This window comes from Helcococcus bovis, from assembly GCF_046035835.1.
In the GTDB taxonomy this organism is placed as follows: Bacteria; Bacillota; Clostridia; order Tissierellales; family Peptoniphilaceae; genus Helcococcus; species Helcococcus bovis.
Genome location: NZ_JBFNGB010000009.1, coordinates 1 through 21,278, shown reverse-complemented (window position 1 = coordinate 21,278; position 21,278 = coordinate 1). Strand labels below are relative to the sequence as shown.

Below are 21,278 nucleotides of genomic sequence, written 5' to 3'. Positions count from 1 at the left end.
AGTAAAGTGAATATTTTTCTGATATAATTAATTTGTCAGACTAAATTAATATCTGTCTTAATTATATTTTGGTTCTTTTTATCTTTGGATATTTGAAGATCCCAAAAGATTCGAATTAAAACACATCTTAAATGGAAGGAGGTCATTTTTTGAGAGACACTGAATTTGCAAAATTCATCCAATGCATTGAGCCATTAAAAGAGGAAAAAGAAAGCATGCCAAGTTTCGTAAATAGAGTATTCGTAGAATATACTCCCTATCGTGATGAGGTACCTAATATAGATATAAAAAGGAAACCTGCAACACTAAGAACTTATGCTTATGGGACTTCAGAAATTTCAAAACCATTGGCTAGAGACTTATTAAAAGCTGGCGATGAGGAGTCTTTTGCTGAGTACTTAGAAGACACAACAGAAGAAATAACGCAGCTTGTATTAGAAAACTTTATTCACCTATTCAATATGACAAATCTGACTCGGTCAAATATGCACATTGAAATTTCAAAATTGTTGACCACAATTTTAAGAAAAGCTGCAACAAGCACAAAGAAAAAAAGCCCTCAACCGACTAATGTTGAAGACTTTATTAATTCTATAAAAGTAGAAGATGGGAAAATTATTTTAGGGAACTCTAAATGGGACTTACCCACTGCTGAGATTCCTGCTGAAGAGATTCCAGATTACGAATTAAAGTTGAAATACATTCATGCTCTAATAGATGCCTATAACGAAGCAGGAAAAACCAATATTGATGTTAAAGATAGGTCAAAGTTTAAAAAGAAGTACAAGGAAAATTTCCAAGAGCAAAGAGTCAATTTTTATGAGGCTGAAAGTTTAAAAAACTTTTCAAGAGATACCATTGCATCTGATACCGATGAATTCCAAAAACTCTTAGATGAAACCTACGATGGTGTCATCAATACTAGTAGGAAAAATTATAATAATGGATATGACAGGCTGCTGTCTGTTCTGGAACAGGCTACACAACTTCAATTTAATGTTTCTCGAATTTATGACATACCAGGAATGATTACTATTAAGAGAAAATGTGGCTTTTGCCATATGTTGGTTAATGAAAATCGCTTAGTTTGGGTTGAGGAGGATGAGGATGAGTAGTCTATTTAATTCAGTTTATGAAATTTCTCTTAGAATGCTTATTCAACTTTTTGTTCTTAATAGGGAAGCAAGAACCTCTGACTATATTTCATGTATAGATTATTTAAGTCTTTACTCTAAATCCTTTAAGTTTGGGAACTATGATTTACATGGCCAAAAACCATATCGCTTTAGTGAGCTTGCTTCTCGAATAAAATTAGGGAAAAAAGCTCTGAAACTTTTAGTATCCAAAGGCTACGCATCAGTTTCAGCGGAAAATCAAGGTTTCATATTTCAGATTACGGATTCAGGAAAGCAAGTGGTTGATTCGCTAAAGCTTGAATATGCAATGATTTATACAGAACTTGCTATTGAAACTCAAGAACATTTTAAAGAGTATTCTGATTCAGAGATTTTGAAATATATAAACGGTATCTCTCGAGAAAGGAGTTTGTAAAACATGAGAAATACTTTTCATATAAAATCAATTAAAAGTGTAATCAAACAAGGAATAGTATCGAAAGTTGATTTTAGTAATGGATTTAATCTAATTTATGGTCCTTCAAACACAGGTAAAACCATGATTTTGAAGTCTATTGATTACCTTTTTGGTGCAAAAGATGTTGATGGCCTAATTAATCAAGATTATTTGGTTATGGAGCTTTCTTCCCCTTCAGGAAAAATTGAAATAAAAAGATATTTAGAGGAAAACAAAAACAAATTATACATCTCAAGTTCTATTCCTGAAATTGAGGATGGCGTGTATTCTCTTGACTCTAAAAATAAGATGAATCTATCTGATATATTCCTTACTTTGCTTGGTCTAAAAGACCTCCCAATAAAAGTAATAAAAAATGAGAATTTTGCTACACAAAACCTCACTTGGAGGAGTTTGTCACACATGTTCTTTTTGAAAGAGTCAGAAATTATACGAGAAGATTCTATTTTAAATCCAAAGTTTAATAAAACATCATTTAGGTCTTCTCTTTTATTTCTTATAAATGGTAAAGACCAAGCAGTCTTAGAAAGAGAAGAATCTCCTGAGACTAAAAAACTTAAAAACCAAGCTGTTCGCTCATACGTAAATAATAAACTCAGCGAAATCTCAAGGAAAGAAGCTGAAATCTCAGAGATTATGAAAGACATAACTAAAGAAGAAGCAGAAGAAAAATTAAATGATGCTTTAACTCAAATAAACTATAACAACGACGCTCTCTCAAAGATTACACAGGATAATAGAAATCTTACTAAAGAAAATACCCTCTTGTATCTAAAAAGAGAAGAGAATAGCGTTAGTATTCGTAACTTCAAAGAATTAATGGACCAGTATAAAATTGATTTGAATAGGTTAACTTTAATCATTGAGGGATACGGTCCAATGCACGAACATGAAGAAGAAGTATCATGTCCTTTTTGTGATTCCAAACTGGTAAAAGAATATAATTTATTAAATTTGGAAAGTGTTGCTACTGAACTAAAAAGTATTCAAGTAAAATTAAAAGACTTAAATGATACGTTACATTTTTTGAAAGAAGAAGATTCTTCTCTCGCTAATCGAATTGAAAATAATCAGGAAAAAATAGACCAAAACAGCGAACACATTAATAAAATAATAGCTCCTGCAATAAATGAGTTAGAAGCTACCATAAAAGACTATAACACATTCTTTAACTTACAGACTGAAAAAGAAACTTTACAAAAAATGGCCAATGAATGGAATAACGATTTATCGGACTTTGATGATGAAAAAATTGAAGACAGTAAGTATAAACCGTTAGATAGATTTCCTCAAGACTTCTTTAGTGATATGAGTGAAATTGTTAAATCTAATCTTGAAAAATGCTCCTTCCCTAATCTCAGCTCAGCAAGATTTGACAAGTCTACATTTGATGTTGTTGTAAATAGCGACTTCAAAGCTAGTCAAGGTAAAGGTTACCGCGCCTATCTAAACTCAATCGTCAGTTCATCAATGCTAGATTATCTTGATAGAAATGCAACCTATCCTATCCCATTGTTTATTGTAGACACCCCTCTCCTAGGTTTAGATGAGGCACTAAAAGAGCAAAAGACCACAGAAGAAAATTTAGATAATATGAGGTCATCTTTTTATAAATACCTAATTGAAACTGGTAAGCATAGACAAGTTATTTTGATTGATAATAATAAAAATTTACCAAAGATAAATTGGAAACAAAAAGACTTAAACGCTATCGAATTTACAAAAAGTCAAGAACATGGTAGATATGGTTTTCTTGAAGATTTGACAGACTAGGAGGTTAATTTTTGAAATTGGAATTAAACTATAACAAACTTTGGAAAGTATTAATTGATAAGAACATGAGCAAAACAGACTTAATTAAGCAATCTGGTTTAAGCTCTGCAACTCTCAATAAATTAAGTAAGGGTGAAAATGTAAACACTAGATCATTATTGAAAATCTGTGAAACTATCGATGTTAAGTTAGAAGATATTATTGAAACTAAATATATTATGGACAATCCAAAAAATTAAGGAGGATTATATGCCAAATACAAAAACACATCTGCGAGAGCTTTCAGTTGCTTTGACTATTGGAATGCTTAAAAACAATATAGATTTTTCGTTATCGGACCTTTATGATGGAAACTTTTTTTACTCTAAAGCATTAGAGGTTATTTCTAATGATAACTTACACTTAGCTCAGAGAATACAAGAATTTGAAACTTTTTCATACGATAATAAACAAATTATTAGTAATGGCTATCAACTAGGAGTAGCTATATTTAACCACCCTCATTTCATTTTCAAAAAAAGCGATAATATTATGTGGCTAGGTAGCGACACAAGTAAAGAGGATCCTATAGATATCCTAATAGGTAAATATGGGTTTTCTTTAAAAGAAGATAGCTTTATCCTTGAAAACATGGGACTTTATAAATTGATCAATCTTTTTACGGGCTCAAATTATAAACATGTCCATATTTTTAAACAATTCTCTCCTCAAGAATTTAATGAATGGTTTAATACAACTTGGAATATCCTTGTTGAGTATTTAGTTTTAAATAAAATCTGGACTTATGACGATTCACAAAGATACAAAACTTCTATAAGATTAAATGGTGATAAAGTTCATTTCAATTATTCATTAAGAGATGGTTCCAAATCTATAAACAAATTTTTAGATAAGAATAGTGACTATAGTGATTTTGAAAAAAACACTATTAGCCTAATACGTGAGCATGCCTTTTCTAAATTTATAAACAAAGTCGCTTCAAAAGAAGACGAATATAATAATGCTAAACGTGAATGTGCTCTTATTGCAACTCAAAATTTATCCTCATATTTAATGGATAATTTAAAATACGAGGAAACACTTGCTAGATTTCTTAGAATCCATGAGAAAGAATATTATTATGCAAAAACTACCAGCAGAGGCGTAGAGATTTATAAAGTACCTTCTAGAGATAAGTTTGGTACAGATGTAACTATCGATTCAATCAAACCTTCTGTTCCTAAAGATCAAGCAAATATAATAACTACTATAAAAAATAATAAAACCAATAAAACTTTAACCTTACGAAATGAATACCGTTATAGTCATGGTCAGTTTAATGGAACTCCCGAAGCTAAATTGTATTATAGAAGAAATGATTCTTTATTAGCTATATATGAAGAACTTTGAAAACTAAAAACAAGTCCTTATGAAAATTTATAAGGACTTGTTTTTAGTTTTTGAAATAAATCCCCCATTTTTCACTAAGAGTTTTAGCTATATTATAAGCCAACACAACTGGTACTGCATTCCCAATAATTTTATAAGCATTACTTGCACTTAGTGCCACATTATCATCTGTTTTATCTAAAATGAATTGATACTCATCTGGAAAAGTTTGTAATCTTGCGCATTCTCTTACAGTTAATCTTCTTTGCTCCAATCCAAGATCTAATTCTTCGTTATTAACTCCGCCATTTTCCGCACTAAGCCTTCTAAACTCGATATTACCATGATGCTCTGCTCTGATTGTTGGCGCAATTGAATCCAGCTTTATCTCTATGTTTCCTTGGCCTTTAGGTAAATACTTGGCTTTAGAATACTTAGTTTGAGATAAATCTTTAGATTCATTTGGCTCTTTTAACCCATTTAAAGCTTCTTTAGTTCTAACGAAAGCTTTTAAGTATTCACTTTTTATATTGAATGAGTGAGTTATTGTTGGATATGGATTAAAAATTGAGTCTTCATCAAAGTTCTCTAACGCTTCTTTAGCCTCTGGCTTTAGAGCCGAGCGTTTAAAACCGAAAAAGATTATTCTTTCACGAGATTGAGGCACTCCATAATCTGCTGCATGCAAAACTTTCGCTGGAACTACAATATAGCCTCCTGAACCCGCATTTGAAAAATCATGTTCTATTATCTCTTTTGCATCTTCAAGAGATACTAATCCTTTAACATTCTCCGCAATAAACACTTCAGGTTCTACAATGCTAATTACTTCTCTCATCCATATATATAGTTGCCCTCTGTTCTCAATAGTAGGCTCATCTATATCCAATTTACCTCCACTATGGCTTTTATCTGATTTAAATCCTTTTCTATTTCCTGCTACAGAAAAATCTTGACATGGGAAACCACCAGTTACAATATTTATATCCTCTGGAAATATTTTTTCTCCTTTTTTTGCTTTTTTTACTAATTCTACAATGCTTTCTAATCTATAAATACTATTTGCATCATCTTTTCTATCCTCAAAATACCCTACCCATGCAGCTTTAGCATCAGGTCTAATATCATTTGCAAAAACAGTCTCAAAATTTGTAGGAGCTACTTTCACCCACTCTCCATAATCTTCTCTTATCCATGAAGGATGCATCGTTTCGTTGATAGATCTCTTTAATGTCAAAAAATCACCTTCGAAACCAATATCCATTCCACCAGCACCGCTAAATAGTGATAGCACTCTTTTCTTGTCTGGAATTATCCCGTCATAGGGAGAAGGGTGTGTGTATTTCTCCTCGTTCCAATAGTCTTCAAGTGACATTTGCCCCATCTTCATCCCTCCATTTCACCATGCTTATTTGCAAATCGTATAATACCATTCATATTTTGGTTTATCAAATCTTACTAGAACTATTAATTTTCTAAATTCAGGCTCGTGTAAATAATTACGAACTCTAACTTTATCTTTTATCACCAATTAAACAATATTTTATATTTTAGTATGAAATAAACTACATCAAAAAATACTTTTTACATTTTTTTACGAAATTTAAATACTTACATCTATTATAACATTTTTTATTAATTCTATTACTCAAGCCACCTTAAAATGTCCTGTACCTCATAGGAGGTACTAAAAATGATTACAAAACTAAGACAAGAAGGATATAGCTATAAAGAGATAGCTGATGCATTAATAATCTCAGTAAATACAGTAAAAAGTTTTTGTAGACGTAATGGAATTACTAAAACTAAAGATAATAAAAACACAATCTGTATTAACTGTGGAGCTGAGATTGATGAGGGAAAGAAGTTTTGCTCTTCAAAATGTAGGCAAAGCTGGTGGAATAATAATTTGGATAAAGTAAATCGCAAAGCTTACTACTCATTTACTTGTTCTTATTGTCATAAACCTTTTAATGCCTATGGCAATAAGAATAGGAAGTATTGCTCACATAAGTGTTATATAAAGGATAGGTTTTATCATGAATAATGAGTTTAAATTTTATACTTCCTACCGAGTCTTTCTGAAATTGAAAGAAGAAAAGATTATAAGTAAAAAAGAACTTAAGAAAATCACAGAAAAGCTCATAGCAAAATATAAAGCCTATATTATCCCTTTTATGCTCGATATTACTTGACTATAAGGCCAATAGTATTGATATATGTATGTGAAGGGAGGATTCTTATGAAAAGAATACAAAAAATAGATATAAAGCTACCTAAACTAAAAAAGAAAAAAAGAGTCGCTGCCTATGCAAGAGTATCAGTTGCTAAAGGTAGAACCCTTAATTCTTTATCTCAGCAAGTAAGTTTTTATAACGACCTAATAACTAAAAATACTGACTGGGAGTTTGCAGGAGTTTTTGCTGATTCAGGTACGAGTGGAGCAACCACAGAAAGAAAGGAATTTCAAAAGATGCTGAAAGCTTGTGAGGATGGAAAGATTGATCTCATCCTCACTAAGTCAATATCCAGGTTTGCTAGAAACACTGTAGACTTACTTGAAATTGTTCGTCACTTAAAAGATATAGGCATAGAGGTTCATTTTGAAAAAGAAAATATTAAAACCTTCTCAGGTGATGGAGAGTTAATGCTTTCTATTCTCGCATCTTTTGCCCAGGAAGAATCTAGGTCTATATCTAATAACGTGAAATGGGGTATTCGTAAAAACTTTGAAAAAGGAATAGGAAACTCTTATGTGCTCTATGGCTATAGATGGGATGGAGAAAAATTTAATCTTGTCCCTGAAGAAGCTGAAGTTATTAAACTATGTTTTCAAAACTTTCTTGATGGTAAGTCTGCTGAAACAACAGAGAAAGAGTTAAGGAAAAAAGGAATAAAAGGTCTTTCTGGAAAACCACTTAGTGCATCAAGTGTTAGGTCCATATTAAGGCAAGAAAAATACACAGGCAATTCCCTATTTCAAAAAACCTACACTGACTTTTTAACAAAAAAGGAAGTCAAAAACGAAGGAGAACTTCCTATGTACTGGACAGAAAATACTCATCCTAAAATTATAGACTTTGAAGTTTTTGAAAAAGTGCAAGAAGAAATGAAAAGGCGAAGAGAGCTTGGAGCTTTAGCAAACTGGGCTATAAACACCTCATGCTTTACCAGTAAAATTCATTGCTCATGCGGGAGAAACTTTCAAAGATCTCAAAGAAACCAAGCAGGAAGAAAATATGCTGTTTGGATGTGTGCAGGACAAAAAGAAGGCCATAGAAAAGGATGCATTAATCCTTCCATGCCAGAATACATCCTAAAAAATAAGTGTAGTGAAATGCTTTATTTAGATGAATTTGATGAAAATATCTTCTTAGAAAAGGTATCTGATATTAATGTTTTAGAACCAGGACTTTTAGAATTTGCTTTTAATGATGGTAAAAAGGTTAAAACAAACTGGAAATCAACAGCAAAGAAAGATTGGTGGACAGATGAAGTCAAGCTAAAACATGCAAAGCTTAGACAAAGTCCTGAATTCTCAAGAAAAATTGAAAGATTTAATGAGTTTTCAAGTTTCATAAAGTGTGACAAATGTAATAGAAACTATAGAAGGCAAATTAGAAAATACAAAAATGGAGATAAAAAAATCTATTTTCTTTGCAGTTCTCCTGCTAGTGAGTGCCAAAATTCAACTATAGATTTGAAAGTTCTTAAAAATCTAGTTGCAAAAGAACTAAACCTTGATAGATTTGATAGTAACAAAATGATTGAAGCTTTTTCACATTTAAGTATCAAAGAAAATACCCTTAACTTTCATTATAAAAATGGAAATACAACAAGCACTCACTATGAAAATATCAAAAGACCAAGACCTAAGCATAGTATAGAAACTAGAAGAAAAATAGGAAAAGGAAACAAAGAAAGGTGGCGACAAAAAAAAGAATTTAGAACTGGAGGAAACACATGAAAAAGAAGATAAGAACCATTCCAGCAACAAAGACTAAGTATTCATCCAAATCTAAAGTCCAAGTAAGTAAAAGAAGAGTTGCAGGTTATGCTAGAGTATCTACTGAATCAGATGAACAGTTTACATCTTATGAGGCACAGGTTGATTATTATACTAATTACATTAAGCAAAGAGCCGATTGGGAGTTTGTAGGAATCTATACAGATGAAGGTATCTCTGGAACAAATACTAAAAGGCGTGAGGGCTTTAATAACATGGTTGAGGATGCCCTTTCAGGAAAAATCGACCTTATTATTACAAAATCCGTATCAAGATTTGCAAGAAATACCGTGGATAGTTTAACTACTGTCAGGGAATTAAAGGATGCGGGTGTTGAAGTTTATTTTGAAAAAGAAAATATATGGACTTTTGATTCTAAGGGGGAGTTATTAATAACAATAATGTCATCACTCGCCCAAGAAGAATCCAGGTCCATTTCAGAAAACGTTACTTGGGGACACAGAAAAAGATTCTCAGATGGAAAGGTATCTGTCCCCTTTGGAAATTTTCTAGGCTATGATCGTGGAGAAGATGGAAACCTAGTTGTAAATAAAGAAGAAGCTAAGATTGTAAAAAAGATATATAAATATTTCTTACAAGGTCTCTCCCCTTATGGAATTTCTAAGAAATTAACTGAAGAAGGCATACCTACCGTTCAAGGCAAAAAGAACTGGGCTAGTGGTACAATCAAAAGAATACTTACAAATGAAAAGCACAGAGGTGATGCTCTACTACAAAAGACTTTTACAGTAAACTTTTTAACTAAAGAGAAAAAGAAAAACGAGGGAGAAATCCCTCAATACTATGTTGAAAGGAACCATGAGCCGATTATAGAGCCTAAGGTCTGGGATTATGTGCAAGATTTATTAGAAAGAAGACCAAGGTCTCAAAAAGATATTTTCTCATCAAAAATTGTTTGTGGAACTTGTGGATCATATTATGGCTCTAAGACCTGGCATTCAAATTCAAAATATAAAAGAACTATCTGGAGGTGTAATGAGAAATACAGCAATAAAGGTCATCCTTGCAATACACCACATCTCTATGAAGAAGATGTAAAAAATGCTTTTATAAAATCACTTAATGAACTTATATCAAATAAAAGCCACATCCTAGAAGACCTAAAACTAGTTGAAGAAATCTTTGATACTTCTGAATTAGAAAAAGAGCATGATACTCATATTGATAACATGAATAAGATAAAAGAAAAAATAGAACAGCTCATTGAAGAAAATTCAAAAGTGAGTTCTGACCAAATTGAGTATGCTAGAAAATATGAAAAACTAGTAACTAAGTTCAATAATGCAAAATCTAGCTACGAAGAATTATCAGCAAAAATTCAAGATAAAGAATCTAGGAAACTTCAATATAACTTATTCACAAAACAAATTAATAAGCTAAATCCTATAACAGAATTTGACCCTATCCTTTGGAACTTGATGGTAGATAAACTGATAGTAAAAGAAGATGGAAGTTTAGAATTTAAATTTGCTAACGGCATTTAAGACTAGAGCTTATAAGATTTCTTATAGGCTCTGTTTTGGTTCTCAATCAAATAAAGTAGTAAAAGCCCGTAGCACTTTGATGGTGTTACAGGCTTTGTTGCAATTAGATTTAATTTTGATTTAGAGATCCAATAAGGGATAAATTTTCTTCTTTAATTACTTTCCCCTTGCATAAAGGGATACTCTTTCTTGATTATACTCATCGCTCTCTACCATGTCTACCAATGCCACGGCATAATCAATGTATGAGATATAGGATTCTTCATTATCATTTAAGGTAAAGCGATCGCCTGCTATGGCATAGTTCCCTTCCTTTTCTCCATCTGGTCTAAAATCTAAAGCAGGTGAAACGTAAACCCAGTTACAATCATTTCTTTCTTTCAAATTATGGAAAGCTTTTGACATATTAGAAGCAAGTGGTTTATACATATCTGGCATCCATTCACTCTCCCAGAGTTCTTGTGTAAGCTCGTCATCTACAAATAAGCTACCCGCACTTCCTACAACATACAGTTTAGTATCTGTCCCACTAATAGCATCACAGATAATTTGTGTTACCTTATCATGCTCATGTAATTGTTCCTCAGCCCAAACTCCAAAAGCATTTATAACTACATCATAACCTTTAACATCCTCTTTGGTTAAGTTCATAAGGTCTTTTTCAATAAATTCTTGTGCTTTTGACTTATTTTCCTGTCTAGCCACACCTGTGACATGGTGGCCTCTTTTAACCGCTTCTTCAACAAATAACTTTCCTACACGTCCATTAGACGCTAATACCATTATTTTCATAGAATACCTCCTTGTTTTTTTATTACGTCTCTATTATAATTTTATTAGTTACTTAATACAAGTAGGTACAATTAAGTGCTGTAAGTACCTTTTAGTAAGAATTGGAGAATTAAGCTATTATAAAGAATAAATTACCAGAATGTCCTGTTGAGATTACTTTATCCTTAATCAACAGTAAGTGGAAAGTTTTAATAATTCGTGAATTATTAAATGAGACAAAAAGATTTGGTGAATTACAAAGAAGTGTAGGAAATATTTCACAAAAAGTTTTGACATCAAACCTTCGCTCTATGGAAGATGATGGGTTAGTCAATCGCAAGGTCTATGCTGAAGTTCCTCCACGAGTCGAATATAGCTTGACTGATTTAGGTCGAAGCCTTAAGCCTATTTTAGATGAGATGACTAAGTGGGGCTTGACCTACAAGGATCTAATAAAAGGTAGTGACGAAACTCAAGACTAAGAGGATATATTTTTCCTATTTCACACGGCTTAAAACAAAATATTAATCAAGTTCTAATGCACACCCCTATCAATAAAGCGTTAAATAGTATAGCCACTATTTTTGGTAAGGGGTGTGCATTAAATTTAATTTTCAAAAAATGAGCAATAAAAAAAGACCCATTTTTGTGGTCCAATAATCAATTATCGCTCTAAAAGGCTTGAAACAGCCATATTCTCAATTGTTAATTTGTATCATTTTCTATATGGTTTTCTCTAGTTTCATACTGTCTTTGATACAATTACACTTTCCCTTTGAAAACTGAAACTTTTTATCTAAACTTTGAAAGTTTTTATTTTTGACCATAAAATTATTATTTATCATAGAATTTATTTGTAATAAATTTTACCATAAAAAAACCACTTTGGTATTTAAATTATACCAAAAGTGGTTTATTCTCCCATATGTTTTTATTATCTAACTTTTATTTTTCTTTTTTTCTTCTAAATAAAGTTACAACAAAAGCCATTGCTGATAATATCATTGCAAATGTGTATTGTACAACATTGATTCTTTCTCCTGTTTGAGGATTTTGTATTGGAAGTCCTTTTTTCAAAGTGTTCTCGTCGTTGATATCATACTCAGGTTTTTTATCTTCTGTAAGAGCATCACCTTTTTGTGTTGGAAGTCCTTTTTTCAAAGTCTCCTCGTCGTTGATATCATACTCAGGTTTTTTATCTTCTGTAAGAGCATCTCCTTTTTTTGTTGGAAGTCCTTTTTTCAAAGTGTCCTCGTTGTTGATATCATACTCAGGTTTTGCTTCTTCAGTAAGAGCATCGCCTTTTTTATCAGAAATAATTTCTATTTCATTTATAGCTTTTTTTCCTTTTTCTTTTTCTTCATTTACTGAACTTTCAGTTTGAGCTTTATTTATTTCCTCTTTGGACTTCTGTAACGCTTCTTTAACTCTTCTTTTAGCTTCGTCTTTACCTTCTTTAGATTGGTTAGAATTTTCAATTTCTTCTATTTTTCTTTTAGCTATGTTTTCTAATTCTTCTGTAGCATCTGCAATACCATCAATTTTTTCAACAATGTCACCAAAAGTTTCTAGTAGTTTTTCTTTAGTTTCTTCAGCTTTATCTTCGTTTAATTCAGCATCTAAGTCTTCCAATTTTGCTTCTTCCAATGATTGTAATACTTTAATTTTTACTTCTTCCAATTCTTTTATCAATTCAATTTTTCTTTTTTCTCCAAGTATATCAGCTTTTTCTTCTATTAATTTATTTACATTGTTAGAAATCTCTTCTATTTCATCTCTAATAGCTTTCTTAACGTCTTTAGCTACATTCTGATTAGACATACCTGGGTCTTGTTGTGGTGGCTGAACACTATTGCCATTTCCATTTCCATTTTCTTTTCTTTTCGCTTGTTCTTTTATAATATCATTATATAAGTTAGAAACAGGGTCAATTTCATATTTGCCTTGATCTTCATAAGATAACTGACCGTGAGCATCAATAGCGGCTTTTAGTTTATCTGCATATTCTGATAACTTTTGTTCATCAAGTTCCTGTAACTGTTTATTATCAACAGTTTTAGATTTTTTATATTCTTCTACTTTCGCCAATATGTCTTGATGATCTTGTTTGAATTTTTTAATTTTCTCAGACTCTGACTGCATTTCTTCTGTTTGTTTTTGATCTTCTTGTGGTCCACTTGGAGATGGGCTTACCGGTGGCATAAGGCTATCACCTTGGTTAGGTTCTGATGGTACAGCAGGCTCACTTGGTCTAGCTCCTGTTTCTGGGCTTGCAGGAATAGTGCTACCAGATTGTTTTTTTTCAGCCTTTTCTTCTTCGATAGAGTTTGTTTTTACAAGTGTAACATTCCATAGACTATCTTTTAACAAGCCATCAGGCGTACTTAGATAAAATGGGGTACCACCATTTACAGAACTATCCTTTATTTTTACCTTAAATTTATACTGTCCTTCAGCAGTTACGTATTTTTTATCTATCTCTTTTTCAACTGTCTTTTTATGAGTAGTTCCAAAATCCACTTCTGTTTGTGGTAAATTTTCCTTATCATATACGAGTAATTTTAGCTCTTTTATATTAGAAAGACTATTAATATTATAGCCTAACCCTTCAATGGTCAAATATATTTTATTTTCATAATATTGTATTTTTACATTTTGATACTTTGGATCTAGTCCACTATTTTCTTGTGCGGTACTAATAGAAGCACTAGATACTCCTTGTGCTTGGCTGTCAGCAAGTACAACAGCTGATGTGCTTGCCACCAGCAAACAACAGATAAGGCGCGACGCTACAGCCTTATTAATTTTATTTGATTTAGCTTTATTATCGTTATTTTTGTCATAAATTTTCTTTCTCATTTTTAAATTTCTAGCTCCTTTGCTCCTTTGTTATATTTATATATTCCCAAACATTATATATGTATATATATATATTGTCAATAGAAATTTCTGTTCTAGAGTCGTCAAACTTCTAGAGTCGTCAAACATATGTGACAAGAAAACCATTAATAATATTTTAAAAAGGCATAACGTTTGGTGTATTAAATGACAATACTCTTCTTACTATATTATTTGTTCTTACGCTATATCTTTGAAATGCCTTATACATTTCTTCTTCGCTCTTAAATCTTTTTTTACTGTAAAATAAATCATTATCTATCTTATAGAATTCTTTTTGGGTTAGCTTTTCTAGCCGCATTTGAAATCTATCGTTGTTATAATAATCTATCCTATCACCAATTCTTGATTTAATTTCTTCAAAACATGTCCACTGCTTTGCATATGAAGCTAATTCTTGTTTCAAATGTCCAAAAAAACTTTCTTGTGGAGCATTATCCCAACAATTTCCTCTTCTAGACATTGATTGTCTAAGTTCATAATTCTTTAATAATTCTCTAAAAGATGTGATAGTGTAGTGACTTCCTTGATCACTGTGTATCATTGCTTTTGCAATATATCTCAATTCCGTGACTCTTAATTTGTTTTTCTACTGTTTCAAGAACAAAGTCAACTTCTAATTTTTCACTTAATACATTTGATAATATTTCGTTCGTGTAAGCATCTTTAATAACTGATAAATAGCAGAATTCACCATTAAATACATAATATTATGCATATCATTCATATGACATTATATATATATTGTCAATAATTTAATTATTTTTTAATTAAATTCTCTTATAAACATAAAAACATTGTCAAAAACTAAAAAAGTTTCAAATATAACTCTGAAATTTAAATATTTTAAATATTTAAATGTTTAAAATAAAATTCCCATGTAGCCACCTCCGAAACTCCTTTAGGAGTGAGGACTAGTGGCGTCAATGGGAATTTTATTTTATTTTATTTTATATAATTCAATGCTTCAAATATATATTCTTCTTCTATTTCTTGATTTCCTTCATAATCAGCAATTGTACGTGCAACTTTTAATATGTTATCAACAGATCTTTGTGATAAATTATATTTTTGTTTAAGCATTTCTAATAAATTATTTATATTTTCTGAAACATTAATATATTTTTTTATTTGAAAATTGTTAAGACTTCCATTCGTAGTTATGTCTGAATTGTATCTATGATATTGTCTAATTTTTGCCTTTTCAATACTATTTTTAATATCTTCGATATTATATTTTTCTGAATTACTATTAGATATTTTTTTAGCTGAAGTTACCGTTATCTTTATATTAAATCTATCTAATAAAGCCTTATCAATTTTTTTATTAAAGTTTTGTATTTCTTTTTGAGTACATATACATTTTTCCTCAGTTCCATAATTACCACATGGACATGTGTTCATTGTGGTAATTACTGTACTTTTAATTGGATATTCATAATACATCTTTTTATTAAATTTTATTACTTCATCAAAATCCAAAAAGCTCTTAAGTTTATCAATTACATTTTTATTAAATTTATTTAATTCATCAAATACTAAAAATCCAAAGTTGGACATTGTATAAGTCCCTACTTTTTTATTATTTCCAAATAATTCATTTACATTTATGTTATTTTTAGGATAGATAATTTGCGGATAACTTGTGAATGTGTTAGTTTCATAAAATCGAGTTAAAATATCAGATAATATTAGAGAGTCTTTTGAATTTAATTTTGAAAATAAGGATTTAATTGACTTTATAGAAAAAGTTTTACCTGTACCTACAGGTCCTTTTATTAAAATACTGTGATTTCCTGAAATTGAGATTATTAATGCTCTTATTAGAGCCTTTTGAGATAAAATATCATTTATTGATGTTTCTATTTTATTTTCTTGAATACTAAAATTTTTATTAACTATTAAATCATTCTTACCATTGAAATGCTCCATTACTTGTGCTATATTTTTCGCCAAATATATATTTATATCCTCATATAAAGATAAATAAGGATAATTACCATAGGGAATAATTACATTTTTTATGTCATTTTTAATACAAAAATTAATTATACGTATTGGATTGTCAATTTCAACTAAATCTCCATTTAATGACAATTCACCACAAACGAGATAATCGTCAGGGTACTTAATATATCCTTGATTTGCTAAAATAGATAGTGCGATAGGCAAATCGTAGTGTGTACCCTGTTTTTTTATATCTGCAGGAAATAAATTTGTAATTACCCTACCATAAGGAAATTTTAAGCCATTCATCTTAAATGTTGAATAAATCCTATCTTTTCCTTCACTAATTGATTTTGAAATCAATCCTGAAATTGTAAACTTCATCATTCCCTTATTTTTTATCGTTTCTATATAAACCAGATTTTCTTCAGCTTTATTAAAATTATATGTTTTAATTAAATTGTTCATTTATTCCTTCTTCTCCAAAAATTATATTGTAATATTTACTAAATTCGGGATACATTGGAATTTCAATTTTAATAGATTTTTTGCTAATAGGATGTTCAAATTCTAAGTAATACGCTTGAAGCAACTGAGCATCAATATTAAAATTACTTTTAATTTTATTATAATCTGAATCCCCCAAAATTGGATGATTAATACTTGATAAATGAACTCTAATCTGATGAGTTCTCCCTGTAAATAATTGAATATCTAAATATGCGTATTGACTATTTTGTACTACAACCTCATAGCTTGTTTTAGCATATTTACCATTATCATCAACTGACATTAATTTACGATTTCTCATGCTTCTAGAAATATTTTTTTCAATAATACCATTTAAATTTTCAAATCTATTATTTACTATTGCTCTATATTTTTTTATTATATCTCTATTTTCAAACATAGATTTTAGTTTAATCATAGATTCATCGTTTAATGCTACTATCATAAGTCCAGAAGTATCCTTATCAAGTCTATGAACAATGCCTTCCCTATCTTCACCATTTATATTTGGTAAATTTTTATACTTGCTCATTAAGAAGTTTACAACTGTATTTTCTCTAATTGTATTTGTTGGATGAGAAACAATACCCATAGGTTTATTTATAACCGCAATGTAATCATCTTCATACAAAATTTCAATAGGTAAATCTTGTGGCTCTAATTTCTTTATTTTAAGAGAATCCAATTCAATATCAATAACATCATTTAATTTTACAATATATTTAGATTTTTCTTTTATTCCATTTACTAATACAGAATCATTTTTTATTAAATTTGAAAGTTTTGATCTAGATATATCCTCAAAATAATCTGATAAATATTGATCTAATCTTTGATTTTCATTATCTAAAACTGTTATCTTCATCTGTACTCCAATTAATTTTTGATTTATCTAATTTTTCAAGTATTTCATTCGCTTGTGAAAAATGTCTACATCCTAAAAATCCTCTATATGCTGATAATGGTGATGGATGAGTTGATGTTAAAATGTAATTATCATCGCTAATATATTTAGAAAGCGAAATCGCATCATTTCCCCACAACATAAAAACTACTTTCCCATTTTCAGAAATTTTTTTTATGACTTCTATCGAAAATATATTCCAATATGAATCAGCATAAGATCTAGGTTTACTATCTTTTACAGTAAGAATAGTATTTAAGAGTAATACTCCTTGTTTAGCCCAAGCTGTCAAATCAGGATTAATATTTATAATCCCTAAATCTGAGCTAATTTCCTTAAAAATATTTTTAAGTGAAGGAGGAGTCTTTACATCTGGATTAACTGAAAAAGCTAATCCATTAGCTTGACCTTTTTGATGATACGGATCTTGACCTATAATAACAATTTTAATGTCTTCATATTTAGTCAATTTAAATGCATTAAAAATGTCTTTATATTTAGGATATATGTCGTAAACTTTATATTCTTCTTTGAGAATGTTATAAAAATCATTAAACTCTTTAGTTTTTAAGACATTTTGAAGAACATTATCCCATCCATTTCCAATAATCATTTTTTAGCCTCAATAAAATAAACATAAATTATTAAAAATATAGCTGATAACGAAACATACATATCAGCAAAATTGAATACAGGAAAACTATATAATCCTCCAAGAGGAGTATATATAAAATCTACTACATATTGTAATCTCAATCTATCAATTAAATTTCCAACTGCCCCTGCCATTATTATAACCAATGGAAGTTTAAAGTAAATGTCAATATTGTTACTATTTTTTAATAAATACCAACAAATTCCAAAACAAATTAATATGGTAAGCACCGCGAAAATAAGAGTAGCATTTTGAAATATCCCCCATGCTGCTCCAGAATTCTCTAAATAAGTTAAATGTAGCCAATTATCAATCAATTTAATTTGATCATGTCCTTTCAAATTAGAAATAGCCCATAATTTAGTAAGCTGATCTATTATTACAGCTACAATAAAAATTATAATATACATCATAAATTACCCCTTAATAAAAAAAGGGCTTACGCCCTTATAATAGTTAAATTTGATATAAAGATTTTTCAGCAATAGTTTCTTTTAATTTTGAATCTACGCTTACACCTTCAGGAACTAAAACATAAATATCTTTAGTAACATTATGTAAAGATCCTCTTAAAGAATATAATCCACCACTTACAAAATAAAATATTTGTGTTTTAATATCAATCTCTAACATTTCTAAATTTAAAACTACAGTTTTGCCCGATATAACATCATCTAATACATTTTTAACATCATCAAATGTTAAAGGTTCTTTAATTGATACTAACATATTTTTATTTACTCCTAAATTTTTATTGGTTGATTGTCTTGTTTCAGTTCTATAATTTCTATTTGAATCAAAATTTCTATCATAAGTATTTGATTTAGTTTCAGACTTATTATCTAATGAGTATGAACTTGATTCATATTTTTTTTCATTTTTTTCTTCTAATTCTGAATCATTAACATCATTTTGAAATTCATCTTCTTCATAATAATCTTCTTCAATACCAATAAAATCTTTTACTTTATCCCAAAAAGCCATAATTCCTCCTTAATATGCTATATTTTTTATTATAACTTATTTAATGACATTTTTCTATTTTTATTTATAATCTTCATTTTCTTTATAATCTTTAGGATTTAATATTATTTTTGAAAATGGATTTAATTCTTCAAAATCTTTATAAATCGGTTCTGTAACATCTGGAAAAATTTCCTTAAAATTATTTGAAATATAAACAAAGTCATCCTCTTTTTTGATAACTTTAACCGGAGTAAATTTAACTTTATTGTTTTTAATAAAATAAACCCCATCAACTCCATTTAAATTGAATACTGAGTTATAAGGAACTTTATATGCTGAAATATTATTTAATGATATTTCGTAATCTATAAATCTATTATTAATAAATCCTTCTATATTATCAAATAATTTATATAATACAATCAAGCCATTCTTATAAGGTATTGACTTTTCTATGGTTGCATTATAATATTTTTTGTCAATTTTTAGTGTATTTGTTTGCAACTTATTTTTGCTATATTTTTCAGCATCTTTAATATATGTCATAAAATAAAAATATTTATTATTTACATATTTCAACCCTTGTATTTTTGTTGCTTTATTTGGAGATTTAGTTGTTAATAATTCTAAATTAGATTTGTCAAAATCATCTATATTATACAATGTTTCAAATCCATCATAAAAATTTACAATATAACCTGAACTATCTAATTTCAAAGATTTATTTTTTAAGTATCCATCTAAATAATTTATTAATTTTTCATAATTAGATGAATTATTTAAGTTTTTAACTGAACTTATATCTAAAAAATTAAAATTATTATCTATGATATTACATTTAATTTTTTCAAAAAATTGGTAATCATTCAATTTTTCAGAAATCTTATTATCTTTTATTATATTATATATTTTAGTCGCTTTTTCATATGCATCAAAATTATTTGTATTATCAACTATACTGTCAGCTCTATAAACTTTTTTATTATCTAATTTTATTTCTAAATTATCAAAATTTTCTATAACAAATTCATCAAAAATAGCAACACCACTTCCTGAAATATTATTATTTATTTCATATAAATTACCCACGTTATATAAATTATCAGTATTTTTATTTCTATTAAATAAAGTATAAATTATTGAAAATCCAATAACAATCAAGGAAAATATAAATATGAAAATCAATATTAAAGAAGTTTTATCTTTTTTTAGTTTATTAAAACTCAAATTCATCTTTAGTTTCCTTATTCATTAACATTTTAGTAGCATTTTCTATATCTAAATTTTCATATAGTATTTTATAAATAACTTCTGTTATCGGCATATAAATGTTTTTTTCTTTACTAATATTGTATAATGCCTTACAAGTAGGAATTGATTCAACCACCATTCCTATCTCGTTTTCCAATTTTTCTATAGTATGTCCTTTTCCTATAAGTTCTCCAGCTTTTCTATTTCTACTATGTCTAGATGTAGCTGTAACAATTAAATCTCCTAAACCAGCTAATCCATATAAGGTCTTATCTTTCCCACCCATTGCTACACAAAACCTTGTCATTTCGTGTATTCCACGTGTCATAATAGCAGCTTTAGTGTTATCTCCTAATCCTAAACCATCTAATATACCTATTCCCAATGCTAATACATTTTTAACCGCACCGCCAAGTTCAACACCTACTAAATCATTATTAGTATATATTCTTAAGCTGTTACTTGACATTAATTCTTGAACATCTCTAGCAAGATTTATATCTTTGCTTGCAGCTACTAATGAGGTTGGAATTGATTCAATAACTTCCTCAGCGTGTGACGGTCCAGATAATGCTACAAATTTATTATTAGGTAAAAATTCTTCAAAAATTTCTGATATACTCAAATTTGAATTTATTTCAATTCCCTTAGATAAGTTTATAATTATATTATCTTCATTGAAATATTTAGAATAATCTTCCAGTATATTTCTTATTTTTTGAGTAGGTATAGCATTTATCACGTATTTATTTTTTAACACATCTTTAATATTAGATGATGCCTTGATGTTATCAGGCAAAATGTAATCTTTCAAATATCTATCATTTTTATGAAGATTATTTATAGAATTACAAGTATCCTCGTTTCTAACATACATAATAACATTATATTTGCTTGACAATTCTTTAGAAATAGCGGTACCCCAGCTACCACCACCTAATACTGAAATTTCCATGTTATACATCCATTCTTTTTATTTTTTTCTCTTTTCCCTCAATTAATCTTTTAATGTTTTCTCTATGGCTATAAATTACAATTATTGTATTTAACAATGACATAATTACAAAAGCTATATTTGTATTATGAACTATTAAAACATATACAAATGCTAGTATAGTAAGCGCCAATGAA

Annotated in this window: 20 protein-coding genes; 9 read left to right on the top strand and 11 right to left on the bottom strand. The window is 29.2% G+C overall.

The genetic code is table 11. The annotated features are described in order from the left end of the window. Nucleotides 1-149 precede the first annotated feature (149 nt). Genes ABGF48_RS04070 through ABGF48_RS04050 form a run of 5 tightly spaced genes read left to right on the top strand, consistent with a single transcriptional unit; the run spans nt 150 to nt 4,755 of the window. On the top strand, nt 150-1,115 hold the full coding sequence (locus ABGF48_RS04070; RefSeq protein WP_408105066.1) for an ABC-three component system protein: 966 nt from the start codon (nt 150-152) through the stop codon (nt 1,113-1,115). After that, a complete protein-coding gene (locus ABGF48_RS04065) occupies nt 1,108-1,551 on the top strand; it encodes an ABC-three component system middle component 2 (RefSeq protein WP_408105065.1) in 444 nt (147 codons plus the stop codon). Before ABGF48_RS04070 ends, ABGF48_RS04065 begins: the two co-directional genes overlap by 8 nt. 3 nt (nt 1,552-1,554) lie before the next feature. Continuing rightward, nucleotides 1,555-3,366, top strand: a complete 1,812-nt coding sequence (locus ABGF48_RS04060) for an AAA family ATPase (protein ID WP_408105064.1) — start codon at nt 1,555-1,557, stop codon at nt 3,364-3,366. An 11-nt stretch (nt 3,367-3,377) separates the two neighbouring features. Next, complete coding sequence (locus tag ABGF48_RS04055) at nt 3,378-3,605, top strand: helix-turn-helix domain-containing protein (protein ID WP_408105063.1); 228 nt, start codon at nt 3,378-3,380, stop codon at nt 3,603-3,605. A 10-nt stretch (nt 3,606-3,615) separates the two neighbouring features. After that, nucleotides 3,616-4,755 carry a hypothetical protein gene (locus tag ABGF48_RS04050; RefSeq protein WP_408105062.1) on the top strand — a complete coding sequence of 380 codons (1,140 nt, stop codon included), beginning with the start codon at nt 3,616-3,618 and terminating at the stop codon, nt 4,753-4,755. 43 nt (nt 4,756-4,798) lie between these two features. Here ABGF48_RS04050 and ABGF48_RS04045 read toward each other — a convergent pair whose 3' ends face one another. Further along, nucleotides 4,799-6,124 carry a DNA cytosine methyltransferase gene (locus ABGF48_RS04045; RefSeq protein ID WP_408105061.1) on the bottom strand — a complete coding sequence of 442 codons (1,326 nt, stop codon included), beginning with the start codon at nt 6,122-6,124 and terminating at the stop codon, nt 4,799-4,801. Between the two features lie 303 nt (nt 6,125-6,427). Between ABGF48_RS04045 and ABGF48_RS04040 the strand changes: the two genes are divergently transcribed. The 3 genes from ABGF48_RS04040 (at nt 6,428) to ABGF48_RS04030 (ending at nt 10,245) form a co-directional block, all read left to right on the top strand. Next, nucleotides 6,428-6,781: a DUF2116 family Zn-ribbon domain-containing protein gene (locus tag ABGF48_RS04040; RefSeq protein WP_408105060.1), complete on the top strand. Its 354-nt coding sequence runs from the start codon at nt 6,428-6,430 to the stop codon at nt 6,779-6,781. A gap of 195 nt (nt 6,782-6,976) precedes the next feature. Then, complete coding sequence (locus ABGF48_RS04035; RefSeq protein ID WP_408105059.1) at nt 6,977-8,701, top strand: recombinase family protein; 1,725 nt, start codon at nt 6,977-6,979, stop codon at nt 8,699-8,701. Then, nucleotides 8,698-10,245, top strand: a complete 1,548-nt coding sequence (locus ABGF48_RS04030; RefSeq protein WP_408105058.1) for a recombinase family protein — start codon at nt 8,698-8,700, stop codon at nt 10,243-10,245. Before ABGF48_RS04035 ends, ABGF48_RS04030 begins: the two co-directional genes overlap by 4 nt. A 156-nt stretch (nt 10,246-10,401) precedes the next feature. Here ABGF48_RS04030 and ABGF48_RS04025 read toward each other — a convergent pair whose 3' ends face one another. After that, nucleotides 10,402-11,037 (bottom strand): NAD(P)-dependent oxidoreductase, encoded by a 636-nt coding sequence (locus ABGF48_RS04025; protein ID WP_408105057.1) that lies wholly within the window; start codon nt 11,035-11,037, stop codon nt 10,402-10,404. Between the two features lie 116 nt (nt 11,038-11,153). Between ABGF48_RS04025 and ABGF48_RS04020 the strand changes: the two genes are divergently transcribed. Next, nucleotides 11,154-11,498, top strand: a complete 345-nt coding sequence (locus ABGF48_RS04020; protein WP_408105123.1) for a winged helix-turn-helix transcriptional regulator — start codon at nt 11,154-11,156, stop codon at nt 11,496-11,498. Between the two features lie 463 nt (nt 11,499-11,961). Here ABGF48_RS04020 and ABGF48_RS04015 read toward each other — a convergent pair whose 3' ends face one another. The 9 genes from ABGF48_RS04015 to ABGF48_RS03975 all read right to left on the bottom strand — a co-directional run bounded on the left by ABGF48_RS04015 (nt 11,962) and on the right by ABGF48_RS03975 (nt 21,102). After that, nucleotides 11,962-13,875, bottom strand: a complete 1,914-nt coding sequence (locus ABGF48_RS04015) for a DUF1542 domain-containing protein (protein WP_408105056.1) — start codon at nt 13,873-13,875, stop codon at nt 11,962-11,964. Nucleotides 13,876-14,032: 157 nt separating this feature from the next. Continuing rightward, on the bottom strand, nt 14,033-14,479 hold the full coding sequence (locus ABGF48_RS04010) for an IS3 family transposase (RefSeq protein WP_408105055.1): 447 nt from the start codon (nt 14,477-14,479) through the stop codon (nt 14,033-14,035). A 380-nt stretch (nt 14,480-14,859) separates the two neighbouring features. After that, nucleotides 14,860-16,329: an ATP-binding protein gene (locus tag ABGF48_RS04005; protein ID WP_408105054.1), complete on the bottom strand. Its 1,470-nt coding sequence runs from the start codon at nt 16,327-16,329 to the stop codon at nt 14,860-14,862. Then, nucleotides 16,313-17,236, bottom strand: a complete 924-nt coding sequence (locus ABGF48_RS04000; RefSeq protein ID WP_408105053.1) for an RluA family pseudouridine synthase — start codon at nt 17,234-17,236, stop codon at nt 16,313-16,315. Before ABGF48_RS04000 ends, ABGF48_RS04005 begins: the two co-directional genes overlap by 17 nt. Then, nucleotides 17,214-17,888, bottom strand: coding sequence for a uracil-DNA glycosylase (locus ABGF48_RS03995; protein ID WP_408105052.1), 675 nt, complete (start codon nt 17,886-17,888; stop codon nt 17,214-17,216). The genes ABGF48_RS04000 and ABGF48_RS03995 overlap by 23 nt, the downstream gene beginning before the upstream one ends. Next, on the bottom strand, nt 17,885-18,343 hold the full coding sequence (gene lspA / locus ABGF48_RS03990; RefSeq protein WP_408105051.1) for a signal peptidase II: 459 nt from the start codon (nt 18,341-18,343) through the stop codon (nt 17,885-17,887). Before lspA ends, ABGF48_RS03995 begins: the two co-directional genes overlap by 4 nt. A gap of 43 nt (nt 18,344-18,386) precedes the next feature. Next, on the bottom strand, nt 18,387-18,914 hold the full coding sequence (locus tag ABGF48_RS03985) for a cell division protein SepF (protein ID WP_408105050.1): 528 nt from the start codon (nt 18,912-18,914) through the stop codon (nt 18,387-18,389). Nucleotides 18,915-18,974: 60 nt separating this feature from the next. Next, entirely contained in the window at nt 18,975-20,129 is a 1,155-nt protein-coding gene (locus ABGF48_RS03980; protein ID WP_408105049.1) for an HlyD family efflux transporter periplasmic adaptor subunit, read from the bottom strand. After that, nucleotides 20,113-21,102, bottom strand: a complete 990-nt coding sequence (locus ABGF48_RS03975) for an NAD(P)H-dependent glycerol-3-phosphate dehydrogenase (RefSeq protein ID WP_408105048.1) — start codon at nt 21,100-21,102, stop codon at nt 20,113-20,115. Before ABGF48_RS03975 ends, ABGF48_RS03980 begins: the two co-directional genes overlap by 17 nt. Nucleotides 21,103-21,278: the final 176 nt, after the last annotated feature.

Bases quoted from the DNA above. Each gene is read 5' to 3' on its own strand.
- ABGF48_RS03985 (WP_408105050.1), bottom strand. From the start codon at position 18,914: ATGGCTTTTTGGGATAAAGTAAAAGATTTTATTGGTATTGAAGAAGAT.
- ABGF48_RS03975 (WP_408105048.1), bottom strand. From the start codon at position 21,102: ATGGAAATTTCAGTATTAGGTGGTGGTAGCTGGGGTACCGCTATTTCT.
- ABGF48_RS04025 (WP_408105057.1), bottom strand. From the start codon at position 11,037: ATGAAAATAATGGTATTAGCGTCTAATGGACGTGTAGGAAAGTTATTT.
- ABGF48_RS04060 (WP_408105064.1), top strand. From the start codon at position 1,555: ATGAGAAATACTTTTCATATAAAATCAATTAAAAGTGTAATCAAACAA.
- ABGF48_RS04015 (WP_408105056.1), bottom strand. From the start codon at position 13,875: ATGAGAAAGAAAATTTATGACAAAAATAACGATAATAAAGCTAAATCA.
- lspA (WP_408105051.1), bottom strand. From the start codon at position 18,343: ATGATGTATATTATAATTTTTATTGTAGCTGTAATAATAGATCAGCTT.
- ABGF48_RS04000 (WP_408105053.1), bottom strand. From the start codon at position 17,236: ATGAAGATAACAGTTTTAGATAATGAAAATCAAAGATTAGATCAATAT.
- ABGF48_RS04040 (WP_408105060.1), top strand. From the start codon at position 6,428: ATGATTACAAAACTAAGACAAGAAGGATATAGCTATAAAGAGATAGCT.
- ABGF48_RS04005 (WP_408105054.1), bottom strand. From the start codon at position 16,329: ATGAACAATTTAATTAAAACATATAATTTTAATAAAGCTGAAGAAAAT.
- ABGF48_RS03980 (WP_408105049.1), bottom strand. From the start codon at position 20,129: ATGAATTTGAGTTTTAATAAACTAAAAAAAGATAAAACTTCTTTAATA.
- ABGF48_RS04035 (WP_408105059.1), top strand. From the start codon at position 6,977: ATGAAAAGAATACAAAAAATAGATATAAAGCTACCTAAACTAAAAAAG.
- ABGF48_RS04045 (WP_408105061.1), bottom strand. From the start codon at position 6,124: ATGAAGATGGGGCAAATGTCACTTGAAGACTATTGGAACGAGGAGAAA.
- ABGF48_RS03995 (WP_408105052.1), bottom strand. From the start codon at position 17,888: ATGATTATTGGAAATGGATGGGATAATGTTCTTCAAAATGTCTTAAAA.
- ABGF48_RS04050 (WP_408105062.1), top strand. From the start codon at position 3,616: ATGCCAAATACAAAAACACATCTGCGAGAGCTTTCAGTTGCTTTGACT.
- ABGF48_RS04065 (WP_408105065.1), top strand. From the start codon at position 1,108: ATGAGTAGTCTATTTAATTCAGTTTATGAAATTTCTCTTAGAATGCTT.
- ABGF48_RS04030 (WP_408105058.1), top strand. From the start codon at position 8,698: ATGAAAAAGAAGATAAGAACCATTCCAGCAACAAAGACTAAGTATTCA.